The 21,495-nt window shown below is 69.1% G+C and carries 23 protein-coding genes and 1 tRNA gene; 12 read left to right on the top strand and 12 right to left on the bottom strand.

Annotated elements, in window-relative coordinates:
- Positions 1-5 precede the first annotated feature (5 nt).
- Positions 6-1,259 (top strand): sensor histidine kinase, encoded by a 1,254-nt coding sequence (locus RS84_RS00735; RefSeq protein ID WP_082061980.1) that lies wholly within the window; start codon positions 6-8, stop codon positions 1,257-1,259.
- Positions 1,256-1,939: a response regulator gene (locus RS84_RS00730; RefSeq protein WP_045255842.1), complete on the top strand. Its 684-nt coding sequence runs from the start codon at positions 1,256-1,258 to the stop codon at positions 1,937-1,939. The genes RS84_RS00735 and RS84_RS00730 overlap by 4 nt, the downstream gene beginning before the upstream one ends.
- Here RS84_RS00730 and RS84_RS00725 read toward each other — a convergent pair.
- The 3 genes from RS84_RS00725 to RS84_RS00715 form a co-directional block, all read right to left on the bottom strand.
- On the bottom strand, positions 1,936-2,889 hold the full coding sequence (locus tag RS84_RS00725; protein WP_045255930.1) for an aldo/keto reductase: 954 nt from the start codon (positions 2,887-2,889) through the stop codon (positions 1,936-1,938). The two genes, RS84_RS00730 and RS84_RS00725, sit on opposite strands and share 4 nt — an antisense overlap.
- 65 nt (positions 2,890-2,954) lie before the next feature.
- Positions 2,955-3,030, bottom strand: a tRNA-Thr gene (locus RS84_RS00720).
- A 41-nt stretch (positions 3,031-3,071) separates the two neighbouring features.
- On the bottom strand, positions 3,072-4,022 hold the full coding sequence (locus RS84_RS00715) for a DsbA family protein (protein ID WP_045255841.1): 951 nt from the start codon (positions 4,020-4,022) through the stop codon (positions 3,072-3,074).
- A 248-nt stretch (positions 4,023-4,270) separates the two neighbouring features.
- Here RS84_RS00715 and RS84_RS00710 point away from each other — a divergent pair, with 248 nt between their 5' ends.
- The 8 genes from RS84_RS00710 to RS84_RS00675 all read left to right on the top strand — a co-directional run bounded on the left by RS84_RS00710 (position 4,271) and on the right by RS84_RS00675 (position 11,581).
- Positions 4,271-5,377, top strand: a complete 1,107-nt coding sequence (locus RS84_RS00710) for an ABC transporter ATP-binding protein (RefSeq protein ID WP_045255840.1) — start codon at positions 4,271-4,273, stop codon at positions 5,375-5,377.
- Between the two features lie 85 nt (positions 5,378-5,462).
- Positions 5,463-6,770 carry a DUF4032 domain-containing protein gene (locus tag RS84_RS00705; protein WP_045255839.1) on the top strand — a complete coding sequence of 436 codons (1,308 nt, stop codon included), beginning with the start codon at positions 5,463-5,465 and terminating at the stop codon, positions 6,768-6,770.
- Positions 6,771-6,815: 45 nt separating this feature from the next.
- On the top strand, positions 6,816-7,415 hold the full coding sequence (locus RS84_RS00700) for a TetR/AcrR family transcriptional regulator (protein WP_045255838.1): 600 nt from the start codon (positions 6,816-6,818) through the stop codon (positions 7,413-7,415).
- Complete coding sequence (locus RS84_RS00695) at positions 7,412-7,822, top strand: hypothetical protein (RefSeq protein ID WP_052676151.1); 411 nt, start codon at positions 7,412-7,414, stop codon at positions 7,820-7,822. The genes RS84_RS00700 and RS84_RS00695 overlap by 4 nt, the downstream gene beginning before the upstream one ends.
- A gap of 9 nt (positions 7,823-7,831) precedes the next feature.
- Entirely contained in the window at positions 7,832-8,680 is an 849-nt protein-coding gene (locus tag RS84_RS00690; protein ID WP_045255837.1) for a helix-turn-helix domain-containing protein, read from the top strand.
- Positions 8,681-8,733: 53 nt separating this feature from the next.
- Entirely contained in the window at positions 8,734-10,074 is a 1,341-nt protein-coding gene (locus tag RS84_RS00685; protein WP_045255836.1) for an FAD-binding oxidoreductase, read from the top strand.
- A complete protein-coding gene (locus tag RS84_RS00680; RefSeq protein ID WP_045255835.1) occupies positions 10,071-10,664 on the top strand; it encodes a dihydrofolate reductase family protein in 594 nt (197 codons plus the stop codon). The genes RS84_RS00685 and RS84_RS00680 overlap by 4 nt, the downstream gene beginning before the upstream one ends.
- Complete coding sequence (locus tag RS84_RS00675) at positions 10,661-11,581, top strand: NAD-dependent epimerase/dehydratase family protein (RefSeq protein ID WP_045255834.1); 921 nt, start codon at positions 10,661-10,663, stop codon at positions 11,579-11,581. The genes RS84_RS00680 and RS84_RS00675 overlap by 4 nt, the downstream gene beginning before the upstream one ends.
- 17 nt (positions 11,582-11,598) lie before the next feature.
- Here RS84_RS00675 and RS84_RS00670 read toward each other — a convergent pair whose 3' ends face one another.
- From RS84_RS00670 to RS84_RS00645, 6 genes are all read right to left on the bottom strand, one after another.
- On the bottom strand, positions 11,599-12,240 hold the full coding sequence (locus tag RS84_RS00670; protein WP_045255833.1) for an NAD(P)-dependent oxidoreductase: 642 nt from the start codon (positions 12,238-12,240) through the stop codon (positions 11,599-11,601).
- 11 nt (positions 12,241-12,251) lie between these two features.
- On the bottom strand, positions 12,252-13,259 hold the full coding sequence (rlmB, locus tag RS84_RS00665) for a 23S rRNA (guanosine(2251)-2'-O)-methyltransferase RlmB (protein ID WP_045255832.1): 1,008 nt from the start codon (positions 13,257-13,259) through the stop codon (positions 12,252-12,254).
- Entirely contained in the window at positions 13,252-14,667 is a 1,416-nt protein-coding gene (cysS, locus tag RS84_RS00660) for a cysteine--tRNA ligase (protein WP_045255831.1), read from the bottom strand. The genes rlmB and cysS overlap by 8 nt, the downstream gene beginning before the upstream one ends.
- 74 nt (positions 14,668-14,741) lie before the next feature.
- A complete protein-coding gene (locus RS84_RS00655; RefSeq protein WP_045255830.1) occupies positions 14,742-15,332 on the bottom strand; it encodes a short chain dehydrogenase in 591 nt (196 codons plus the stop codon).
- Between the two features lie 80 nt (positions 15,333-15,412).
- Positions 15,413-16,588, bottom strand: a complete 1,176-nt coding sequence (gene ispD, locus RS84_RS00650) for a 2-C-methyl-D-erythritol 4-phosphate cytidylyltransferase (RefSeq protein ID WP_045255829.1) — start codon at positions 16,586-16,588, stop codon at positions 15,413-15,415.
- Between the two features lie 67 nt (positions 16,589-16,655).
- Positions 16,656-17,138: a CarD family transcriptional regulator gene (locus RS84_RS00645; protein WP_045255828.1), complete on the bottom strand. Its 483-nt coding sequence runs from the start codon at positions 17,136-17,138 to the stop codon at positions 16,656-16,658.
- A 134-nt stretch (positions 17,139-17,272) separates the two neighbouring features.
- On the opposite strand from RS84_RS00645, the gene RS84_RS00640 reads away from it, so the two are divergent.
- Positions 17,273-17,818, top strand: a complete 546-nt coding sequence (locus tag RS84_RS00640; protein ID WP_045255827.1) for a restriction endonuclease subunit M — start codon at positions 17,273-17,275, stop codon at positions 17,816-17,818.
- Positions 17,819-17,894: 76 nt separating this feature from the next.
- Here RS84_RS00640 and RS84_RS00635 read toward each other — a convergent pair whose 3' ends face one another.
- Positions 17,895-18,578 (bottom strand): response regulator transcription factor, encoded by a 684-nt coding sequence (locus RS84_RS00635; RefSeq protein ID WP_045255826.1) that lies wholly within the window; start codon positions 18,576-18,578, stop codon positions 17,895-17,897.
- Positions 18,575-19,801 carry a sensor histidine kinase gene (locus RS84_RS00630; RefSeq protein ID WP_045255825.1) on the bottom strand — a complete coding sequence of 409 codons (1,227 nt, stop codon included), beginning with the start codon at positions 19,799-19,801 and terminating at the stop codon, positions 18,575-18,577. Before RS84_RS00630 ends, RS84_RS00635 begins: the two co-directional genes overlap by 4 nt.
- Positions 19,802-19,997: 196 nt before the next feature.
- On the opposite strand from RS84_RS00630, the gene phoU reads away from it, so the two are divergent.
- Entirely contained in the window at positions 19,998-20,693 is a 696-nt protein-coding gene (gene phoU / locus RS84_RS00625; RefSeq protein WP_045255824.1) for a phosphate signaling complex protein PhoU, read from the top strand.
- Between the two features lie 55 nt (positions 20,694-20,748).
- Here the strand turns inward: phoU and RS84_RS00620 are convergent, their stop codons facing one another.
- Entirely contained in the window at positions 20,749-21,492 is a 744-nt protein-coding gene (locus tag RS84_RS00620) for a phosphoglyceromutase (protein ID WP_045255823.1), read from the bottom strand.
- Positions 21,493-21,495 lie beyond the last annotated feature (3 nt).

The following is a 21,495-nucleotide window of genomic DNA, read 5'->3' as shown; positions in this document are numbered from 1 at the left end:
GCTCCGTGAGCAAGACCCGCAGCCGCAGCGCCGTGTCCCTCGAGGACGACGGCCTGCGGCTGCCGCGTCCCCCCGGGGTGTTCCAGAGGTTCTGGGGCCGGCATCCGCTGTTCGGGGATGTGCTGATCTCCCTGTTCTGCCTCCTGCTCTCGCTGGCTCCGGTGAGGAGTCCAGCCGACGATCTTCCGGAGCCGACCGCGCTCCTGCTCGCGGTCCTCGTGCCGATCTCTGTGGTCGCGGCGTGCGGCGCTCTTCTGCTCCGCCGACGGCATCCACTCGTCCCGTTCATCGCCGCCTTCGCGGCCGAGGCGTTCTTCCTCTTGCTCGGAGCACCCGGAGGCACCCCGATGGTGACCGTGGCGGCGTACTCACTCGCCGTCTATGCGTCGAACCGTGCCGCATGGGTCGGGCTCGGAATCGGCCTGGCATCGCTGACCGTGCTATCGGGAGTCCTCTTGCTCCTCGGCGCGATCACCCTCCAGATGGCGGCGAACGGGCTCCTGGGCAATCTCGTGGTCGGCTTGATCGGCACTCTCATCGGCATCAACGTCGGAGGACGCAAGCGCTACCTCGCCGCGCTCATCGATCGATCACGTCAGCTGCTTGTCGAGCGAGATCAGCAGGCGAAGCTCGCCGCCGCGGCGGAGCGCGCACGGATCGCGAGAGAGATGCACGACATCGTCTCGCACTCGCTCACGGTGATCGTCGCGCTCTCGGAGGGGGCAGCGGCGACGTCGGATGCTGCGCGCGCTCGCGACGCTTCGACCGCGGCCGCGGCCACGGCCCGTTCCGCACTCGGCGAGATGAGGTCGATGCTCGGCGTCCTTCGCGAGGACGAAGCCGCGTTGCCGCTGTCGCCGATGACGGCCCCGACGCCGCACGACACCGTCATGACCGCGCAGCAGGCGGGGTTCCCGGTCACGTTCTCGAGCACGGGAGGCGCGACGTTCACAGCCGGTGTCGAGCACGCCGTGGCGCGGATCGTGCAGGAGGGCGTGACGAACGCGATCAGGCATGCGCCGGCCGCGACCGCGATCGATGTGCGCCTGGAGCGATCAGCGAACGGTGTCGTCGTCGAGGTGGTCAACGACGGCGTGGGCGCCACGGTCGGCCCGTCGGGCTTCGGTCTCAGGGGGCTTGCCGAGCGCGTCGCTCATGTGAACGGCAGCATCGCCTACGGTCGCGCTGATGGCTCACGATGGAGGCTGCGCGCGACGATTCCGGCCGGAGACCTGGCCCTGGAACAGGAGAATCCATGACAGAGCAGATCCGCATCCTCCTCGTCGACGATCAGGAGCTCATCCGCCTCGGGTTCCGCATGGTGCTCGAGGCCGAACCCGACCTGGTCGTGATCGGCGAGGCGAGCGATGGTCACGCGGCGATCGCTCAGTCGGGTGCCCTGCAGCCCGATGTCGTGCTCATGGACATCCGGATGCCCGGACTCGACGGCATCGCAGCGACCGAGGCGATCGTGCGTGATCATCCGGGCACCCGCGTTCTCGTGCTGACGACCTTCGATCTCGACGAATATGCCTTCGGCGCGATCCGCGCCGGGGCGAGCGGGTTCCTGCTCAAGGACGCGCAACGCCACGAGATGATCTCCGCGGTTCGCGCCGTGCACCGCGGAGACGCCGCGCTGTCACCGCGGATCACTCGGACGCTGCTCGACCACGTGTCCGCGCGTCTGCCCGGGCCCGGGCCCGAACCCGACGGAGCCGACGTGCTCGAGAGCCTCACCGAGCGCGAGCACGACGTGTTCCTCGCGATCGCGCGCGGGCTCAGCAACGCCGAGATCGGCGCCGAGCTGTTCGTCTCCGAGTCCACCGTGAAGACGCATGTGAGCCGTGTGCTCGCCAAGCTCGGGGCCCGCGACCGCATCCACGCCGTCATCCTCGCGCACCGGCTCGGCTTGGGAGAGGATGCGCCCGCCGGAGACTAGCTGCGCGCGGGCGACCACTCCGAGACCCGGTTCAGGGTCTCGACCTCCTCAGCCGTGAGCTCCAGCCGCGCGCCGGCGAGAAGGTCGGGCACCTGCTCGACCGTGCGGGCGCTCGCGATCGGCGCCACCACGGTCGGCTGCGCCCGCAGCCACGCCAGCGAGGTCGACGCGATCGACGCTCCGTGCGCTGCGCCGATCTCCTCGAGCGCGTCGATGATCCGCAGCCCCGCCTCGGTCGCGTACTTGGCGGCGCCGGCGGCGCGAGGAGAGGCGAGGCCCTCGGCATCCGTCGAGCGGTACTTGCCGGTCAGGAAGCCGCTCGCGAGCGAGTAGTACGGAACGAGGCCGAGGCCGAATTCCTCGGCGACCGGGATGATCGTCTCCTCGACGACGTTGCGATGCACGAGGTTGTAGTGCGGCTGCACCGCCACGGGGCGGGCGACGCCGAGCCGAGTCGTGATGTCCTCCCACTCGCGGATCCGTTCGGCGCTGTAGTTCGAGACGGCGATGTGGCGCACCAGACCGTCATCGACGAGCTGCCCGAAGGCGGGGACCGTCTCCTCCAGGGGAACGGTCTCATCGTCGAAGTGCGCGTAGTACAGGTCGATCGCATCGACTCCGAGCCTGGTGAGGGACGCCTCGGCCGCTCGGCGAACGTTCGATCCCGAGAGACCCGTGAACTCGGGGTGCTGGCTCACCTTCGTCGCGACGACGACATTCCGGGGCTTGCGCGAGGCGAGCCATTCGCCGATGATCCTCTCGCTCTCGCCGCCGTGGTTGCCGGGCACCCAGGCGCTGTACGAGTCGGCGGTGTCGATGAAGTCGCCGCCTCCGTCGATGAAGGCGTCGAGAACCGCGAAGGAGGCGTCGCGATCGGCCGTCCAGCCGAACACGTTGCCGCCGAGGGAGAGCGGGAAGACGTCGAGGTCACTGTTTCCGATGCGGGTCATGCCCGAGACAACCTCGTGCATGCCCCGCGGCATTCCCGCGAGACGCCGTGTTGCGGATCCGCTCCTGGAGCCGACTACGGGACTCGAACCCGTAACCCCCGTATTACAAGTACGGTGCGCTACCAATTGCGCCAAGTCGGCGGATGCCACCAGCTTAGCGATGGCGGCACGGTGCTCCGAACCTACTGCGCCGGAGTCTCGGTCGGAGAGGGTGTCGGGGTGGGCGTCTCCTCGTAGTACGTGTCGCTGGCGACCGTGAGCACGAACTGCGAGAACTCGGTGGCGTCGTCCAGCGCGCCCACATACTGCTCGCCGTTCACGACGACCATCGGCGCGGAGGTGAGGACGAGGTCATCCGATCCGACCAGAGGTCCTGCGAGTGCGCGGTTGGTGGCTTCCTTGGCCCAGGCGATGTAGTCCTTGTTCTCGATGCACGACTTCACGTCCTTGGCGTTGCTCACGCCGACCGCCGTGGCCGAGTTCGCCAGGTCGACGTCGCTGCGTCCGTCGCTGTTGATCTCGGGCTGGTCGTCGAGCAGGTCGTGGTTGAAGGCGTAGAACTGCTCGGGTGAATGCGTGGCGACGCACGCGGCGGCCGCGGCGGCGCGCAGCGAGTACTTGGTGCCGTTCGAGCTCGCGGTCAAGAGCGCGACGGGGTGGTACGTGACAGTCGCCGCACCCTCGGTGATCCAGTTCGCCAGCTGGCGGGCGTTCGCGCGCTCGAAGGTCCCGGCATCCGGCGACAGATAGTCCACGTAGATGTGGATGTCGACCGCGTCGCCGGCCGCGGTGGGCTCGGGAGTGGGAGTGGGCTCTGTGGAGGCGCCGGTGGGCTCGGCGCTCGGCGTGGCGGGGACCTCGTCGGACGATGCGGAGGCCGAGACCCCGGTGATGAGGATGCCGTCTCCGTCCATGCCGGAGGGCGTGAGCTGCGGCTTGGTCACCTGCGCCGAGACCGCGAGCGTGACGGCGGTGCCGATCGCACCGACGGCCACGATCGCGACCGCGCCGATGATGATCCGTCGCATCAGACGCGCCCTCGACTGCTGGGCGTGCACCTGCTGTGCCTTCTCCCGCACGGCCTCGCGCGAATTGCGAGGTGTGGGGACGTTCGGCGTCTCGTCGCTCGACATCGTTCCTCTTGCCGTCTCACGGGGGCAGGGTGGCCCCGGACGCCGCTCGACGCGGCGAACGCCGCGAAGCGCGGCCGGAATCGATGCTAACCAGACAGTCTGAGAAATACCCAGGTGCGAGCATTTACCGATCCGTGTCGGCTCTGCCATACTGAACCCGACCCAATGATGGGTCACGGCGGGTGCTCACCCGCCGCTCTATCACTACGGATCGTCCGGCACGTACCTGCCGGTGAAGGAGAAACGCAATGGCATCTGTCACTTTCGATGACGCCACCCGCCTGTACCCCGGCGGCACCCGTCCCGCCGTGGACAAGCTGAACCTCGAGGTCGGAGACGGCGAATTCCTCGTCCTCGTCGGCCCCTCCGGCTGCGGTAAGTCCACGTCGCTCCGCATGCTCGCCGGCCTCGAAGAGGTCAACGCCGGCCGCATCCTCATCGGCGACCGCGACGTCACCGACGTGCCGCCGAAGGACCGCGACATCGCGATGGTCTTCCAGAACTACGCGCTGTACCCGCACATGACCGTCGCCGAGAACATGGGCTTCGCGCTCAAGATCGCCGGTGTCGGCAAGGAGGAGCGCGCCACCCGCGTCCTCGAGGCCGCCAAGCTCCTCGACCTCGAGCAGTACCTGACCCGCAAGCCGAAGGCGCTCTCCGGTGGTCAGCGTCAGCGCGTCGCCATGGGTCGCGCGATCGTCCGCCAGCCGCAGGTGTTCCTCATGGACGAGCCGCTGTCGAACCTCGACGCGAAGCTGCGCGTGCAGACCCGTACGCAGATCGCATCGCTGCAGCGCCGCCTCGGCGTCACCACGGTCTACGTCACGCACGACCAGACCGAGGCCCTCACCATGGGCGACCGCATCGCGGTCCTCAAGGACGGCCTCCTGCAGCAGGTCGGTTCGCCCCGCGACCTCTACGAGAAGCCGAACAACGTCTTCGTCGCAGGCTTCATCGGCTCGCCGGCCATGAACCTGTTCGCCGCAGACCTCGCCGACGGCGGCGTGAAGTTCGGCACCGAGATCGTCGCCCTCGACCGCGACACCGTGGGTCGTGCGAACGGCTCGCAGGTCACCGTCGGCGTGCGCCCCGAGGACATCACCGTCGGTCCCGCCGACGGCAAGGGCCTCTCGGTCGTCGTCGACCTGGTCGAGGAGCTCGGCGCCGACGGCTACCTGTACGGCCACACCGAGATCAACGGCAAGCGCGCCGACCTCGTCGCACGCGTCGACGGCCGCAACCACCCGAACGCGGGCGAGACCGTCACGCTGGCCGCGAACCCCGGCCACGTGCACGCCTTCGACATCGAGTCGGGCGAGCGTCTGAACGACAAGCCTGTGGTCTCGGCTTCCTGAGTTCTGCAGCATCGCGGCGCGGGGCGACCTTCTGGTCGTTCCGCGCCGCGTCGTTTCCCCCGGCATCCGTCCCTTCAGGAGAACCATGCAGGACGCACTTCGCATCACCGCCAGCACCGTGGACCCGGGCCTGCTCGCCCTGCCCTGGTCGACGACCCTCGCGAAGTGGCCGTCGGAGCAGATCGTGTCGCTCCCGAAGGGGCTCTCCCGGCATCTCGTGCGCTTCGCAGACCTCTCCGGCCGCGTCGTCGCGGTGAAGGAGACCACCGACGAGATGGCGCAGCGCGAATACGACATGCTCGGAAACCTGGCACGCCTCGCGGTCCCCTGCGTCGATCGAGTCGCCGTGATCGCAGGACGGACGGATGCCGCGGGAGACCCGCTCCCCGCCGCACTCGTCACCTCGCACCTGCGCTTCTCGATGCCCTATCGCGCCCTGTTCACGCGTGTCCTCCGCCCCGACACCGCGACACGCCTGGTCGACGCGCTCGCGCTGCTGCTCGTGCGTCTGCACAACGTCGGCTTCTACTGGGGCGACGTGTCCCTCTCGAACACGCTCTTCCGCCGTGACGCGGGCGCGTTCGCGGCCTACCTCGTCGACGCCGAGACCGGCGAGCTGCACGAGGAGGGTCTGACCGACGGGCAGCGCGCCTACGATCTCGACCTCGCCCGCACGAACATCGCCGGAGAGGTCATGGACCTCGCCGCGGGCGGCCGGCTCGAGCGCGGTGTCGACGCGATCGCGATCGCCGACGGCATCGTGTCCTCGTACCGCTCCCTGTGGGCCGAGCTCACGGCGCAGGAGTCCTTCTCTGCCGCCGAGACCTGGCGCATCACCGAGCGCGTCGAGCGCCTCAACGCCCTCGGCTTCGACATCGACGAGATGTCGATGTCGACCACCTCCGACGGCACGGTCGTCGAGATCCAGCCGAAGGTGGTGGATGCCGGGCACCACCAGCGGCGCCTGATCCGGCTCACCGGACTCGACGTCGAGGAGAACCAGGCGCGCCGCCTGCTGAACGACCTCGACGAGTTCCGCGCGCGCTCGACCAAGCAGTGGGCCGACGAGGAGATGTACGCCCACGAGTGGCTCACGCGCGTGTTCGAGCCCGTGGTCCGCGCGATCCCCTACGACCTGCGCGCCAAGCTCGAACCTGCAGAGGTCTTCCATCAGGTGCTCGAGCACCGCTGGTATCTGTCGCAGAATCAGGGCCGTTCGGTGCCTCTGGCCGAAGTCCTGACGAGCTACATCAACGAGGTGCTGCGACACCGGCGCGACGAGGCGACCATCATGGGGCCGCCCACCGAGACGATGAGCCTACCGGTGATCACCGGCGTGACGCCGATCGCAGACGACGACGAGGATGAGGTCGACTGGCGGGACCTGGTCTGATCCTCCCGCATTGACAATTTTACTCACTTGAGTAATATCTCCGGTATGACACCGGAGACACGCACCTATGCCCCGACCGAACGCCGACGACGGCAGATCATCTCCGCGACGATCCAGGCGCTCGCCGAGAGCGGCTACGCGTCGCTGACGTTCTCGCGCATCCGCGACGTCGGCGAGCTCAGCAGCACCCGGCTCATCTCCTACCATTTCGACAGCAAGGAACGGCTCATGGAAGCCGTCGTCATGCAGGTGGTGTCGGATGCCGGTGAGGTGATGCGTCCCGCGATGGACGCCGCGTCCGACTTCCGCGGCAAGCTCGCGGCCTACATCCGCTCGAACCTCGACTACCTGGCCGCGAACCCCGCGTCGGCCATCGCCGTGACCGAGATCGTCCGCGGCAGTGGCCGTCCGCGCGACGGCGATGACGTCTCGGTGATGCTGCTGTCGATCCTGCTCTCGCAAGGACAGCATGCGGGCGAGTTCGGCGAGTTCGAGCCCGAGGTGATGGCGCGCAGCATCCGCGCCACAATCGACGAGTTCGCGTACCGCCGCACGCTCGAACCGGCCGATGCCACGGAGGAGATCGACGAGATCGTCGCCATCTACGACCGCGCTGCGCACCGTGCCGAAGAAGGCCGCTCATGACGACCGCACTCGACACAGAGCGCGATCTGCGTCGCGTACGCGCGCTGTGGGCCGCGGCCGGATCCATCTCTCTCGCGGGGCTCATCGTCACCGTCGTTCTTTCGATCACGAGTCCTGCCGAGGTGAACTGGGTGATGTGGCTGCGCGGCGTCGCCGTGACGATCGCCTGCTTCGCCTTCATCGCGGTCACGGCTGCGGCGTCCCGGGGCAGCCGCAGGGCCTACACCCGCATGCGGCTCATCGCCACGATCGCCCCGATCGGAGTGATCTTGCTGATCGTCGCCCCCGATTCGGGATATCCGCCGTGGATGAAGGTCGAGCAGGGCCTGCTCGCTCTGCCCGTGATCGTCATCGCCGTCCTGCTCTGGAAGCGCAGCATGCGCCGCGCCTTCCCCGCGGTTCGCTGACGGACCGAGATGTCCGGCATAGCCGCGCCCGCCTCGTACACCGAGCGCCTGCCGATCGCGCAGCTGCGCGGAGTCGCCCGCACGGTGTGGATCCAGCAGGTGGGTGACGAACCATACGTACAGCGGCACCTGCCGACGGGAGGCGTCGAGCTGCATTTCCCTGTCGGTGGACGCCCGCACCTTCTGGGTCCGCTGACCGGGCCGCTGGTCGAAGTGATCCCCGCCCGGACGACCGTGCTCGGCGTGCGCTTCTTCCCCGGCGGAGCCCCGCCCCTCCCGGCCTTCCTCGATGACCTGGTCGACCAGCGGGTTCTTTTGCAGGACCTCTGGGGAGCCGACGCCGAGAGGCTGGCTGAGGCGCTCGCGCTCGCAGCGAGCGCCTCGGTCGGACTCGCACTGCTGCAACGTCGTCTTCTGCAGGAGTACCGTCGGGCCGCGCACCTGGATGTGCTGGTGCGCGAGGCCGCGCGCATCCTGATGCCGTGGCGTCCTTCTCAGGTCGGCGATGCGGCTGATGCCCTGGCGCTCTCGGCGAGCCAGCTGCGCCGGCGCTGCCTGAGCGCGACCGGTCTGAGCCCGAAAGTGCTGCAGCGGGCTCTGCGCTTCCAGGGGTTCCTCGCCCTCGCCCAGGCCGGTGCCGGTGCGACCGGGCGGAGGGATGCCGACGGAGTGGCAGGACTCGCCGCCGATGTCGGGTACTCCGATCAGGCGCATCTGAACCGGGAATGCGTGCGACTGACCGGCGTGACACCGCTGCAGCTGCTCGGAGGCGTCGATCGCTGTGCGTGCGGACACGACCACCTCGCGTCGTACGCGCCTTTCCTCGCGGCCCGGCCGATGCCGCTGCCAGCAGGGTGAGGATGCACGATTCATTCAATCGAGCACGGGCACGCGCTTCATAGAGTCGAGCCATGCGCGAGATGACCAGGCTGCGCGAGACCCTCGACGGCGAGCTCCTCATGGAGGGCGACGTGGGCTACGACGACGCCCGCCGCCCCGCCGGCGCGCCGCACCGCGACGTGCACCCGCTCGCGGTGATCCGCTGCCGCTCGGTCGATGACGTCGTGCGCAGCGTGCGCGCAGCGGCCGAGGTCGGCGCCCATCTGGCACCTCGCGGCGGCGGGCACTGCTTCATCGGCAGCTCATCGACCGATGGGGTCGTGCTCGACGTGTCCGGGCTCGCCGGCATCGAGGTGGCGCATGACGGCACCGCTGCGATCGGAGCGGGTGCGCGCCTGGGCGGGGTGTACTCGGCCCTGCAGGCCCACGGGCGAACTCTTCCTGCAGGCTGCGGGCGCACTGTCGGAATCGCGGGTCTCACTCTCGGCGGCGGGATCGGTCTGCTGGGGCGCGCACACGGGCTCACCTGCGACAGCCTGGTGAGCGCCGTCGTCGTGCTGCCTGGCGGACGCGTCGTGCAGTGCGACGAGACGCACGAGCCCGAGCTGTTCTGGGCTCTGCGCGGTGCGGGCGGCGGGCGCTTCGGCGTCGTCGCATCTCTCGTCTTCTCGACGCTCGCCGAACCGGAGGCGATTCCGATCGACTTCGAGCTCCCCGAGGCGGATCTGCCGGCTCTCGTCGCGGCATGGCAGGATCGGGCCCCGGATGCTCCGCCCGGTCTCACGGTCGATCTCACCGTCGAGTCGAGCCCGGCCGGCGTCACCGCGCGCCTGTTCGGAGCTTCGCTGCTGCCGGCATCCGACACCTTCGAGCACCTGCGCACGCTGCTCGCGACCGCGGGCTGCGCAGACGTGCGCGAGTTGCCCCTCGCCGCGCCGGCACGATTCCACCGGCTGAAGCAGAGCCTGGCTGAGCGGGATGCCGACGACGGATCGGCCGTGCGCATCCGCTCCGAGTTCTTCGCGACGAGGATGAGCCACGGGCCGATCGTCGACCTGCTCGACGCGCTCGCTCACCCCTCGCAGACGTCACGGCGCCTCACGTTCACCGCGATGGGCGGAGCATACGACCGCACGCCGCCAGAGGCCACCGCCTTCGCCCACCGCGGCCAGCGCTTCCTGCTCGAGCATGTCGGCGACACGGGCGACGACTGGATCGATGATTCCTGGAGCATCGCGCATGCCGAGGGCTCAGGGCGGGTCTATCCGAATTTCCCCGACGCCGCCCTCGCCGATCCCGCCACCGCCTATCACGCGCAGAACGCCGACCGCATCGCCGAAGCCGAAGCCGCGTACGACCCCCACGGGCTCTTCCGATCCCCCACCCCCGACACCCCGAAGGAACGATCATGACCAAGGTCATCACCGCACTGTCCGTATCCGTCGACGGCTACATCACCGGCCGCGATCCCCGGCCGGGGCACGGTCTCGGCGACGGAGGCGTCCTGTTCGACTGGTACTCGAGCGGCGACGTGCCCAGCCGCGCGTTTCCCGGATTCACTCTCACCGCGGAGAGCGTCGGGTTCTTCGACGAGGCGGCCGGCCGCGTCGGTGCGAGCCTGGCCGGCCGCAAGACCTACACCGACTCGAACGACTTCGCCGGCGGCGCCCCGCACCCCACCGCCCCGCTCGTGGTGCTCAGCCACCAGGAGCTGACACCGGCATCCGACCGGCAGCACATCGTGACCACCGGCCTGGCCGACGCCGTCGACCTCGCTCGCGAACTGGCCGGAGACAAGGACGTCGCCCTCATGGGCGGGGTCATCACGACCGAGGCGCTCAAGGCGGGACTCGTCGACGAGCTGATCCTGCATCAGGTGCCTGTGCTGCTCGGCGGTGGCCGCCCTTACTTCCATGAACTGCCGCAGCACATCGGCCTGAGGCTGATCGAGGCCGTCGTCGCGCCCGACGTGACGCACCTGCGCTACGAGGTGCAGCGGTGATCCTCGTCACGGGCGGCCTCGGGATGATCGGCGCCCACGCCGCCGCGGCCCTCGCCGACCTCGGTGAGGAGGTCGTGATCACCGGACATCGTCGCGCCGACGTGCCGTCGTTCCTCGTCGGCCGCGTGCGGGTCGAGACCCTCGACGTCACAGATCGCGAGGCCGTGCTCGACCTCGGGCAGCGGTTCGAGATCACCGACATCGTGCATCTCGCCGGGAGCATCCCCGGCGACGACCCTGTGGCGTTCTTCCGCCACGACCTGACGGGGCTGCTGAACATGCTCGACGCCGCCCGCGCCTGGCGGGTTCGGCGGTTCGCCGTGGCCAGCAGCATCGGCGTGTACATCGGCACGGCCGAACTGCCCTGGCGCGAGGAGCACGCGCTGCCGGCCACCGACGTGCCTCACCTGATCATCGCGCTGAAGAAGGCCGCCGAGCCGGTCACCACTCAGGCACTGCGGGATATCGGCATCCAGCCGGTCGTGGTGCGGATCGGCAGCACGTGGGGTCCGCTGATGGACCCGGAATCGACGTTCAACCCGATCCCTCCCTACGTGGGAGCGCTGCTGCGGGGAGAGAATCCGCCCCCGCTGCATGCCGATGAGGGAAGCGACTTCTCCTACGCTCCGGACACCGGCAGGGCGATCGCGCTCCTGATGACGACCGACCGGCTCGCCCACGACACCTACAACGTCTCCAGCGGTGGTCGGCTCACCTACCGCGAGGTCGCTGCCGCCGTGGCGGCGTCGATCCCCGGCTCGACTCCCCCGCTCGTCGACGGCGGGCGCGACGGCGACGGCGTCGACCCCTACCTCGACATCACCCGGCTCACCGCGGAGACCGGATTCCGCCCCGACTACGACGTGCCGGCGGCCGTCGCGCACTATGTCGCGTGGCGCCGCGAGAACGCCCGCTGAGCGGAGGCGGGATCGCGTCAGTACCCGACGGTGAACCGCTCGCGGTGGTGGTTGCCCTGCTCGATCTCGTCGACGACCGCGACCGCGAAGTCGGCGCCCGAGATGTACGACTTGCCTTCGTCATCGCGCACGAGGACATCGCCGCCGTCACGATAGTGACCGGTGCGCTCCCCCTCGGCCCAGGGGCCGAACACCTCGGCGGGGTGAACGAAGAACCAGTCGAGGCCGGAATCCGTCGTCTCCAGCATCGCGAGCGAGTCGATGCCGACCTGCGCCTCGTGCTTGTACTCCTCGGGGAAGCCCTGGTCGAACAGCCGGGGGCCGCCGGGGGCGATCAGGCTGCCGCCGGCGCCGCCGACGACGCCGAGGCGCGTGGAGGTGCCGCTCAGCAGCTCGGCGACGTTGGTGAGAGCCTCGAGAGCACGATCTGTCATGTCGCCGCGAGGCGACAGCGCCGAGACCACCGCGTCCGCCGCGGTCAGGGTCTCCGCGAGCGGAGCGACGTCGAGCGCCGAGCCCTGCACGTACTCCGCCCCGATGACCTGGTCTGTCGGGACCGAGCGAGACACGGCGACGACCTCATGGCCGCGGCTCACCGCCTCGGCGACGATGTGACGACCGGCATAGCCGGTCCCTCCGAGAACGACGATGCGGGTCATGACGTGCCTTCCTACTTCTTGGCGTTGCGGACGGTGGAGACCTGGTACAGCGCGACCGAGGTCGCGATGCCGGCGTTCAGCGACTCGGTGGCCGCCGAGATCGGGATCGACACGATCTGGTCGCACGTCTCGGCCACGAGCCGCGAGAGGCCCTTGCCCTCTGAACCCGTGACGATCACGACAGGACGATCGGCGAGCTGCAGGTCGGGCAGATCCACATCGCCGCCGCCGTCGAGTCCCAGGACGAACACGCCCTGCTTCTTGAACTCCTTGAGCTGCGTCGTGAGATTCACGGCGAGAGCGACCGGGACGCGTGCTGCCGCGCCGGCGCTGGTCTTCCACGCCGCCGAGTTCACCCCGGCCGAGCGACGCTGCGGCAGGATGATCCCGTGACCGCCGAACGCGGCGGTCGAGCGGATGATCGCACCGAGGTTGCGCGGATCGGTGATGCCGTCGAGAGCGACGAACAGCGGCACCTGGCCCTTGTCGATCACCGCTTCGAGCAGGTCCTGCGGGTGCGCGTACTCGTACGGCGGCACCTTGATCGCGACGCCCTGGTGCACGCCGTCGAACCCGGCCATGCGGTCGAGCTCCTGACGGGTGACCTCGAGCACGGGGATGCCGCGGTGCGTCGCGATCGCGAGCATCTCCTTGGTGCGGTCATCCATCTCCACACGCTGGGCGATGTAGAACGCGGTGGCAGGGATCTTCGCGCGCAGCGCCTCGAGCACCGAGTTGCGCCCGGTGACGATCTCGGTGTCGGTGGTGTTGTCCTTGGCGCGAGCCGAGCGGTTCGGGTTTCCGCCCGAATTGCGCTGCTGACCGGGTCGGCCCTTGCCGCCGGCGGCAGCGAAGCGCTCGGCCGCGGCCTTGCGCTTGCCCGCGGGATGCCACGCGCGGTCCTCCGCCTTCGGGGTCGGTCCGCGACCCTCGAGCGCCTTGCGTCCGAGTCCGCCGGTGCCCTTGCTGGGCCCCTTCTTCTTGCCCTTGCCCGCTGAGGGGTTGCCTGGCTTAGCCATCGATACTCCAATGAGTTCCGGCCGGAGTGTCCTCCAGCGTGATTCCTGCGGCGGCGATCGCGTCACGGATGCGATCCGCCGCCGCCCAGTCCTTGTCAGCGCGCGCCTGCGCACGCTGGGTGATCATCGTCTGCACGAGGGCGTCGAGAGCGGAGGCCGTCGCCCCCTCGCTCTCGGTTCCTCCCGGAACGTCGTCCAGGCCGAGCACGCCGACCATCGCGCGAACCTGGTGCAGCGCCTGCTCCGCCGCCGCGCCGTCGTCCTCATCGATCGCCTGGTTGCCGGCGCGCACCCGCTCGTGCAGGACGGCGAGAGCCTGCGGCACTCCGAGATCGTCGTCCATCGCACGTGCGAATTCTTCGGGGAGAGTCGGGATGTACGTCACGGTCCCGTCGCCCGAGAGCGAGCCGCGGCTCCTCTCTGCTCGTTCGAGGAAGGTGCGGATCCGCCCGAGCGCGGCCTCGGCCTCGGCCCACGATGACTCGGTCAGATCGAGGCTGGAGCGATAGTGCGCGGCAGCGAGCGCGTAGCGCACCACCTGCGGGTCGTGCGCGGCGAGCACGTCGGCCGCGAGGGTGAAGTTGCCGAGCGACTTCGACATCTTCTGCCCGCCGACCGTCACCAGGCCGTTGTGCACCCAGTACTGCGCGAAGCCGTCGCCGGCCGCGGTCGATTGGGCGAGTTCGTTCTCGTGGTGCGGGAAGCGCAGGTCGAGGCCTCCGCCGTGGATGTCGAATTCGGCGCCGAGGTAGCGCTTGGCCATGGCCGAGCACTCGATGTGCCAGCCGGGGCGCCCTGCCCCCCAGGGCGACCGCCACACGGCGTCCGCCGGCTCCTCCGCCTTGGCGCCCTTCCACAGGGCGAAGTCCTGAGGGTTGCGCTTGCCGCGAGGGTCGGCGTCCTCCGCCGGCTCCATCGCGTCGAGCGACTGGTGCGTGAGAGAGCCGTATTCGGGCCAGGAGCGCACGTCGAAGTACACGTCGCCCGAGCCGTCGGGGGCGGGATAGGCGTGGCCGCGGTCGATGAGCGTCGCGACGATCTCCTGCATCTGGGGGACCGAGGCGGTGGCCCGGGGCTCATAGGTGGGGGGAAGGATGCCGACGGCGGCATACGCCGCGGTGAACTCCTGCTCGATCCGGTACGCGAGCGCCCACCACGGTTCCTCGGCGGTGGCGTTCGCGAGGGTCTTGTCGTCGATGTCGGTGACGTTGCGCACGAAGGTCACGCGGCCATACCGGTGCGTCAGCCACCGCCGCAGCAGATCGAAGCTGAGCGCCGCCCTGACGTGCCCGATGTGGGGGCCCGACTGCACTGTGGGTCCGCACACGTACATCGTGATGTTCTCGGGATCGAGAGGCACGAAATCGCGCAGAGCGGCAGCGCGGGTGTCGTAGAGGCGGAGTGTCACTGCTCAAGACTACCGGGCGGCCGACCGCGAAGCCTGGGCGCACCGCAATGCGTCGCGCCCAGGCCGACACGGGGTCAGTCGACCGGGAAGACCTGCCCCGTCTGCACGCCGAGGACGCTCTTCGCGTACGCCTGACCGACCCGGTGCGAGGAGACCGGGATGAAGCCGGGGAACGATGAGTGATACGCCGGGGCGTCCTCCAGGACGGAGGGGCTCACCGCGTTGAGGCGGATGCCGCGAGGAAGCTCGGGCGCCGCACCGAGGACGAACGCCTCGAGGGCGCCGTTCGCCAGCGACGCCGCAGCGCCGGTCGCGATCGGCTCACGCGCAAGGATGCCGCTGGTCAGGGTGAATGAGCCGCCTTCTCGCACGAAGGGCGTGCCGATCCGGACGATGTCGATCTGCGACAGCACCTTGCCCCGGAAGGCCGATTCGTAGGCGTCGCGTCCGAGTTCGGCAAGCGGCGCGAACGGCACGCTGCCCACAGCCGCGATCACCGCGTCGACGCTCCCGACTTCGCTGAAAAGGCGCTCGATCGAGGCGGGATCGGTCACGTCGACGGCGGGCTGTCCGCCGCGGGAGGCTCCGACGATCTCGTGCCCTTCGAGGGCGGCGGCCGCTGCGCGCCCGACGTGTCCTGTCGCTCCGATGATGAGGATCTTCATTCCGATTCCTTCTTTCGTGGTCACCCCATCAGGCAACGAGGCGCCCCGGCGGCGCATTCCCGCCCGCGGGGCTCCGGACATCAGAGCGGGATGACCGTCGCGATCGCGGTGACCGAGATGCCCTCGCCACGGCCGGTGAAGCCCAGGGCGTCGGTGGTCGTGGCCGTGACCGACACGGGGGCTCCGAGGACCTCGCTCAGCACTGCCTGCGCGTGCGCCCTCCGAGGGCTGAACTTGGGCCTGTTCCCCTGAAGCTGCGCCGACACGTTGCCGATCGCGTAGCCGTTCTCCGCGAGGATCTCCCGTGTGCGCGCGAGGAACACGACGCCGTGGGCTCCGGCGTACTCGGGATGCGCTGTGCCGAAGTGCTCGCCGATGTCGCCGAGACCGGCGGCCCCCAGCAGCGCGTCCACGATGGCGTGCGCTACGGCGTCGCCGTCCGAGTGTCCCGACAAGGGCTGCTCGCCCGGCCATTCGAGCCCGGCGAGCCACAGGTTCCCCTCGCCGCCGAACGCGTGCACGTCGGTGCCGATGCCCACCCGAGGAAGCAGCGGACGCGGAGCGGATGCCGTGAGCAGATGCCGTGCTCGCTCGAGGTCGGCCTGCGTGGTGATCTTGAAGCCCCGCTCCGAGCCGGCGATCCGCCGCACAGCGTGGCCGGCCGCGGCGAACAGCGCCGCATCGTCGGTGTATTCCACTCCCGCTTCACGCGCATCCTCGTATGCGGCCTCGAGCGCTCCGCGCGGAAAGCCCTGCGGGGTCTGCGCGGCCGCCAGCTCGGCGCGATCGATCGCCGCGACGATCATGTCGCCGTCGACCTTCTTCAGGGTGTCGACGACCGGCAGCATCGGCAGCACGCCGGCGACGCCGTCCACGGAATCGGCGACCGCGTCGATCACCGCCGTCGGCGTGAGCGCCCTCGCTGCGTCGTGCACCAGCACGGTGTCGATGTCGCCCCAGAGCGCGGCGAGCCCCGCCGACACCGACTCCTGGCGGGTCGCACCTCCGGTGACGACGCGGCCGAGGTCGGCGCGCTCCCCCGCCGCAGCGAGCAGATCGCTCTCGGCCTGCCCTTCGAAGCCGGCCGGAGCCACGACGATCACCTGCATCGGCTGCGCGGCGAAGACGCCGTCGAGCGCGTGGCGCAGGATCGACCGGGCATCGATCCCGACGAACGCCTTGGGCGCCCCGCCGGCCAGGCGCGTACCCGACCCTGCGGCGACGACGATGATCGCGGTGTGCGGAACAGGAAGCATGCTCACACGCTACCGGGCGCACGAAAAAGGCGGATGCCGGAGCATCCGCCTTCCTCACTCATTCCGCTCAGGAAGCGAGGACCTCGTCGAGCAGCGCGCCCGCCTTGTCCTCGTCGATCTTCTCGGCGAGGGCCAGCTCGGAGATGAGGATCTGGCGAGCCTTCGCCAGCATCCGCTTCTCACCCGCGGAGAGACCGCGGTCCTGGTCACGACGCCAGAGATCGCGGACGACCTCGCTCACCTTGATGACATCGCCCGAGGCGAGCTTCTCAAGGTTCGCCTTGTAACGACGCGACCAGTTGGTGGGCTCCTCCGTGAACGGCGCACGCAGAACCTCGAACACGTGGTCGAGGCCCTCCTTGCCGATCACATCGCGAACGCCGACCAGATCGACGTTCTCAGCGGGAACCTCGATGATCAGATCGCCCTGGGTGACGTTGAGCTTCAGATACTTCTTCGCCTCGCCCTTGATGATGCGCTCCTTGACCTCGATGATGGTCGCAGCGCCATGGTGCGGATAGACGACTGTTTCGCCAACCTCAAAAAGCATAAAAACGTGTCCTTTCGGCAACCTCAAGGATACCACAGGGGATATGCGCTAAGGTTCGCGCCCCTGCGTCCGGGACTCGCGCGGCCGTACCCATAGAATGGATGCGGATATCCCGCCGGACCTCAGGAGGACCAGTGAATTCGCGCCTCGTCGCAGCTGCCGCCATCAGCACCCTCGTGCTGCTGGGCACGACCGGATGCACGTTCATCTCGCCCCAGGCGACGACGATCAACTACTCGGCATCCGACGGCGTGAACGTCTCCGATGAAACCGGTCCCGTCGTCGTCCGCAACGCCTTCATCGTGGCGAACGAAGACGGCTCGGTCGGCAACTTCGTCGCCGCGCTCGTGAACCCGACCGATGAGAAGGCGACCCTCACGATCACGGTCGAGGGCATCGACCCGATGGCCGTGACGGTCCCCGCGGGCGGCACCGTGAGCCTCGGCGCCGACGAGGAGCCGCTGCGCATCGTCGACCTCGACACGATGCCCGGCGCCACGATCGAGGTGCACTTCCAGTCGGGTGACAGCTCAGGCGTCAAGGCCGACGTCCCCGTGCTCGACGGTTCGCTCCCCTACTACGCAGACCTGGTCCCCTCGGCTGAGAAGCCGAAGCCCACGACCAAGCCCGCACCGGAGCCGACTCCGACCGACACCGCCGCACCGGCTCCGTCGAACTGACTTCTCACTCATCGAAGAAGGCCGGCCCCTCGGGGGCCGGCCTTCTTCGTCGGGTCGGCAGCTCCTGCCGAAGGGGTCAGCCCTCGAAGCGGTAGCCGAGGCCCCGCACCGTCACGAGCATCACGGGCTCACCCGGGTTCTGCTCGATGCGCGAGCGGATGCGCTTGATGTGCACGTCGAGGGTCTTCGTGTCGCCGAAGTAGTCGCTCCCCCACACCCGGTCGATCAGCTGGCCGCGGGTGAGCACGCGACCGGAATTGCGCATGAGCACCTCGAGCAGCTCGAACTCCTTGAGCGGCATGTTGATCTGCTGGCCGTCGACCGACACGGTGTGCCGGTCGATGTCGAGCGAGACCCGTCCGCCGTCCAGCACCCGCTCGTCGAGCTCGCTGTCGGCCTGCACTACCCGGCGCAGCACGGCACGCATGCGCGCCAGCAGCTCTCGCGAGGAATACGGCTTGGTGATGTAGTCGTCGGCGCCGAGCTCGAGACCCACGACGATGTCGACCTCCGAGTCCTTCGCCGTGAGCATGATGATCGGCACGGCAGAGGTCGAACGGATCTGGCGGCACACCTCGGTGCCCGGCATGCCGGGGAGCATGAGATCGAGCAGCACGATGTCCGCCCCGCGCTCGCGGAACGCGGCGAGCGCCCCTGGTCCGTCTTCGGCGATCTCGACTTCGTAGCCCTCTCGGCGCAGCAGGTACGCCAGCGGGTCGGCGAGGTCGGGTTCGTCTTCGACGAGAAGGATGCGGGTCATGCTGTCTCTCCGTTTCGGACGCGAGCGGCGGCGGCTTTGACCGCCTTCTTCTCGCGCTTCTTCTTGCGCTTCTTCTCCTTCTTGACGTCGCCCGAGACCGGCGAGTCGATGCGGGGAAGTCGGACGGTGAAAGTCGATCCGCGGCCGGGGCGCGACCACAGCAGCACCTCGCCGCCATGGCGCTGGATCGCGTGTTTGACGATCGAGAGCCCGAGGCCCGTGCCGCCTGTGCGGCGCGAGCGTGCTTCATCGGCGCGATAGAAGCGCTCGAAGATGCGCTCGCGATCGGCCTCGGCGATGCCGATGCCCTGGTCGGACACGGCGATCTCGACGATGTCCCCGTCGGCGCGCACGCCGATGCCGACGCGCGAGCCCTTGGGCGAATAGACGATCGCGTTGGCGACCAGGTTGCCGATCGCCTCGATGAGGATCTGGGCGTCGCCGCGCACCCACACGTCACGATCGCCGCCGCGGGCGAGGTCGACGCCTGCCGAGTCCGCCTGCACCACATGGGCCTCGATGGACGCGGCGATGACCTCGTCGATCGCCACGGGGCGCACGTCGCCGAGGCCGTCATCGGCCTGCAGACGCGAGAGGCTCATGATCCTCCCCGTGAGTTGACCGAGCCGCGATGCCTCGGCCGAGATGCGGGCGGCGAAGATGCGCACCTGCGCGGGGTCGTCGGCGGCGGATTCGATCGCCTCTGCGAGCAGCGTGACCGCGCCCACCGGCGTCTTGAGCTCGTGACTGGTGTTGGCGACGAAATCGCGCCGCATCTGGTCGAGCCGCTCCTGCTCCGTGACGTCTCTGATGATCAGCAGCGTCATGCGCGGGCTGATCACGCTCGCACGCGCCGACACCAGGCGAGGATCGAGGCTCAGCCCACCTCGAGTGATACGGAGCGACTCCGTGGCGGTCCCGCCGGTCGCGCGCACGCCGCGCACCAGCTGACGCAGCTCGGGGTTGTCGAGGGTCGCGCCCACCTGGATCCCGAAGCGCGCCGCTGCGAGCGACGCCGCGAGCACGAGCCCCGATGTGTCGATCACGCAGGCCGCATCATCCATGCTGCCGAGGACGTCGGTCACGCCCTCGGGGACGGTGGTCGAGGTCTCTTCATCCATCCGGGCCCTCGCCCGGTACGCCCAGACCACGACCAGCGAGAGCGCGATGCCGATCAGCAGCCCGATGGCGAGCGAGATCAGAGCGATCTGGGGCAGGGTCATGCCTCAAGCGTAGAGTGCGTTCACCTGCGCTCCGGCGGGTTTCCGGCGCTCAGCGGCATCCGGAGAAGTACTATTCACGTGCTGGGCACCGTTCGTTAACCTTCGGGGCACACAATCGCATCGGGCCTGTGCGGAGCGCGGCCCTACCCTCTCGCGGACCTTTCCGACGAGATCCGAATGAAAGGTTGCGCCCACCATGCGCGAAGTCTTCCACCAGTCCCTCGAGGACCTGCAGAACCGGCTCGTGGAGATCGCGGACCTCGTCACCGTCTCGATCGACAAGGCGACGCGCGCGTTCGCCACCAGCGACGTCGCCCTCGCGGAGGAGGTCATCGCGGACGACGCGAAGATCGACGAGCTGGCAGTGGCCCTCGACGAGCAGGCCATCGAGATCCTCGCCCGGCAGCAGCCGGTCGCACGCGATCTGCGCATCGTGGTCACCGCGCTGCGCGTCAGCGCGTCTCTCGAGCGCATGGGCGACATGTCAGAGCACATCTCGCAGCTCGCACGCCTGCGCTTCCCGGAGCGCGCAGTTCCCAAGGGCCTCAAGGGCACGTTCACCAAGATGGGCGAGCTGGACGTCGAGATCGCCCGCACGCTCTCCGAGCTGCTCCGCACGCAGGACCTGCGCCTCGCGGACGCCATCCGCAACACCGACGACGACATCGACGAGCTGCACGCCAGCGTGTTCGAGAAGGTCCTCAGCGACAACTGGAAGGGCGAGGCGACCGCGACGGTCGACGCCACGCTGGCCAGCCGCTACCACGAGCGCTTCGCCGACCACGCCGTCGCCGTCGCGAAGAAGGTCGTCTACCTCGCCACCGGCGACTGGCACGTCGACGAAGAGGACATCGCCCTCGCGGTAGAGCAGCAGGAGCTCGGCCACGCCTGAGCGGACATGACGAAGGCCGGATGCCCGCGGGCATCCGGCCTTCGTCATGTGGTTCTTACTTCTTGCCCTGGGCCGCGACGGCGGCAGCACCGGCGGCAGCGGCCTCGGGGTCGAGGTAGCGGCCGGGGCCGGTGGGGACGTTGTTCTCGTCGAGCTCGTACACCAGCGGGATGCCGGTGGGGATGTTGAGCTCGGCGATGTCCTCGTCGCTGATGCCTTCGAGGTGCTTCACGAGGCCGCGCAGCGAGTTGCCGTGCGCGGTGACGAGCACGGTCTTGCCGGCCTCGAGGTCGGGCACGATCGCGCTCTCCCAGTACGGCAGCAGCCGGTCGATCACGAGCTTGAGCGACTCGCTGCGTGGCACCTCTCCGTCGATGCCGGCGTAGCGCGGGTCGTTCACCTGGCTGAACTCGCTGTCGTCGTCGAGCACGGGCGGCGGCACGTCGAACGAGCGACGCCAGAGCTGGAACTGCTCGGGGCCGAATGCCTCGAGCGTCTCGGCCTTGTCCTTGCCCTGCAGTGCTCCGTAGTGGCGCTCGTTGAGGCGCCACGAGCGGGTCACGGGGATCCAGAGGCGGTCGGCCGCGTCGAGGGCGATGTTCGCGGTCTGGATCGCCCGGCTCAGCAGCGAGGTGTGCAGGACATCGGGCAGGATGCCGGCCTCTGCGAGGAGCTCGCCGCCGCGCTGGGCCTCGGCCTTGCCCTGCTCGTTCAGGCGGACATCCACCCAGCCGGTGAACAGGTTCAGTTCGTTCCACTCGCTCCGGCCGTGGCGGAGCAGGATCAGGGTGCGGGTCATGGC

This window comes from Microbacterium hydrocarbonoxydans (assembly GCF_000956475.1).
In the GTDB taxonomy this organism is placed as follows: Bacteria; Actinomycetota; Actinomycetes; order Actinomycetales; family Microbacteriaceae; genus Microbacterium; species Microbacterium hydrocarbonoxydans_A.
This window is presented reverse-complemented; position numbering and strand designations above follow the sequence as displayed.

What these genes read in the sequence shown, in the direction of transcription:
- RS84_RS00730 (WP_045255842.1), top strand. Translation starts at nt 1,256, where the DNA reads ATGACAGAGCAGATCCGCATCCTCCTCGTCGACGATCAGGAGCTCATC.
- RS84_RS00635 (WP_045255826.1), bottom strand. Translation starts at nt 18,578, where the DNA reads ATGACCCGCATCCTTCTCGTCGAAGACGAACCCGACCTCGCCGACCCG.
- RS84_RS00620 (WP_045255823.1), bottom strand. Translation starts at nt 21,492, where the DNA reads ATGACCCGCACCCTGATCCTGCTCCGCCACGGCCGGAGCGAGTGGAAC.
- RS84_RS00630 (WP_045255825.1), bottom strand. Translation starts at nt 19,801, where the DNA reads ATGACCCTGCCCCAGATCGCTCTGATCTCGCTCGCCATCGGGCTGCTG.
- RS84_RS00655 (WP_045255830.1), bottom strand. Translation starts at nt 15,332, where the DNA reads ATGAAGATCCTCATCATCGGAGCGACAGGACACGTCGGGCGCGCAGCG.
- RS84_RS00695 (WP_052676151.1), top strand. Translation starts at nt 7,412, where the DNA reads ATGACGACCGCACTCGACACAGAGCGCGATCTGCGTCGCGTACGCGCG.
- RS84_RS00685 (WP_045255836.1), top strand. Translation starts at nt 8,734, where the DNA reads ATGCGCGAGATGACCAGGCTGCGCGAGACCCTCGACGGCGAGCTCCTC.
- RS84_RS00715 (WP_045255841.1), bottom strand. Translation starts at nt 4,022, where the DNA reads ATGTCGAGCGACGAGACGCCGAACGTCCCCACACCTCGCAATTCGCGC.
- RS84_RS00710 (WP_045255840.1), top strand. Translation starts at nt 4,271, where the DNA reads ATGGCATCTGTCACTTTCGATGACGCCACCCGCCTGTACCCCGGCGGC.
- rlmB (WP_045255832.1), bottom strand. Translation starts at nt 13,259, where the DNA reads ATGGCTAAGCCAGGCAACCCCTCAGCGGGCAAGGGCAAGAAGAAGGGG.
- RS84_RS00680 (WP_045255835.1), top strand. Translation starts at nt 10,071, where the DNA reads ATGACCAAGGTCATCACCGCACTGTCCGTATCCGTCGACGGCTACATC.
- phoU (WP_045255824.1), top strand. Translation starts at nt 19,998, where the DNA reads ATGCGCGAAGTCTTCCACCAGTCCCTCGAGGACCTGCAGAACCGGCTC.
- RS84_RS00725 (WP_045255930.1), bottom strand. Translation starts at nt 2,889, where the DNA reads ATGACCCGCATCGGAAACAGTGACCTCGACGTCTTCCCGCTCTCCCTC.
- ispD (WP_045255829.1), bottom strand. Translation starts at nt 16,588, where the DNA reads ATGCTTCCTGTTCCGCACACCGCGATCATCGTCGTCGCCGCAGGGTCG.
- RS84_RS00645 (WP_045255828.1), bottom strand. Translation starts at nt 17,138, where the DNA reads ATGCTTTTTGAGGTTGGCGAAACAGTCGTCTATCCGCACCATGGCGCT.
- RS84_RS00700 (WP_045255838.1), top strand. Translation starts at nt 6,816, where the DNA reads ATGACACCGGAGACACGCACCTATGCCCCGACCGAACGCCGACGACGG.
- RS84_RS00670 (WP_045255833.1), bottom strand. Translation starts at nt 12,240, where the DNA reads ATGACCCGCATCGTCGTTCTCGGAGGGACCGGCTATGCCGGTCGTCAC.
- RS84_RS00690 (WP_045255837.1), top strand. Translation starts at nt 7,832, where the DNA reads ATGTCCGGCATAGCCGCGCCCGCCTCGTACACCGAGCGCCTGCCGATC.
- RS84_RS00705 (WP_045255839.1), top strand. Translation starts at nt 5,463, where the DNA reads ATGCAGGACGCACTTCGCATCACCGCCAGCACCGTGGACCCGGGCCTG.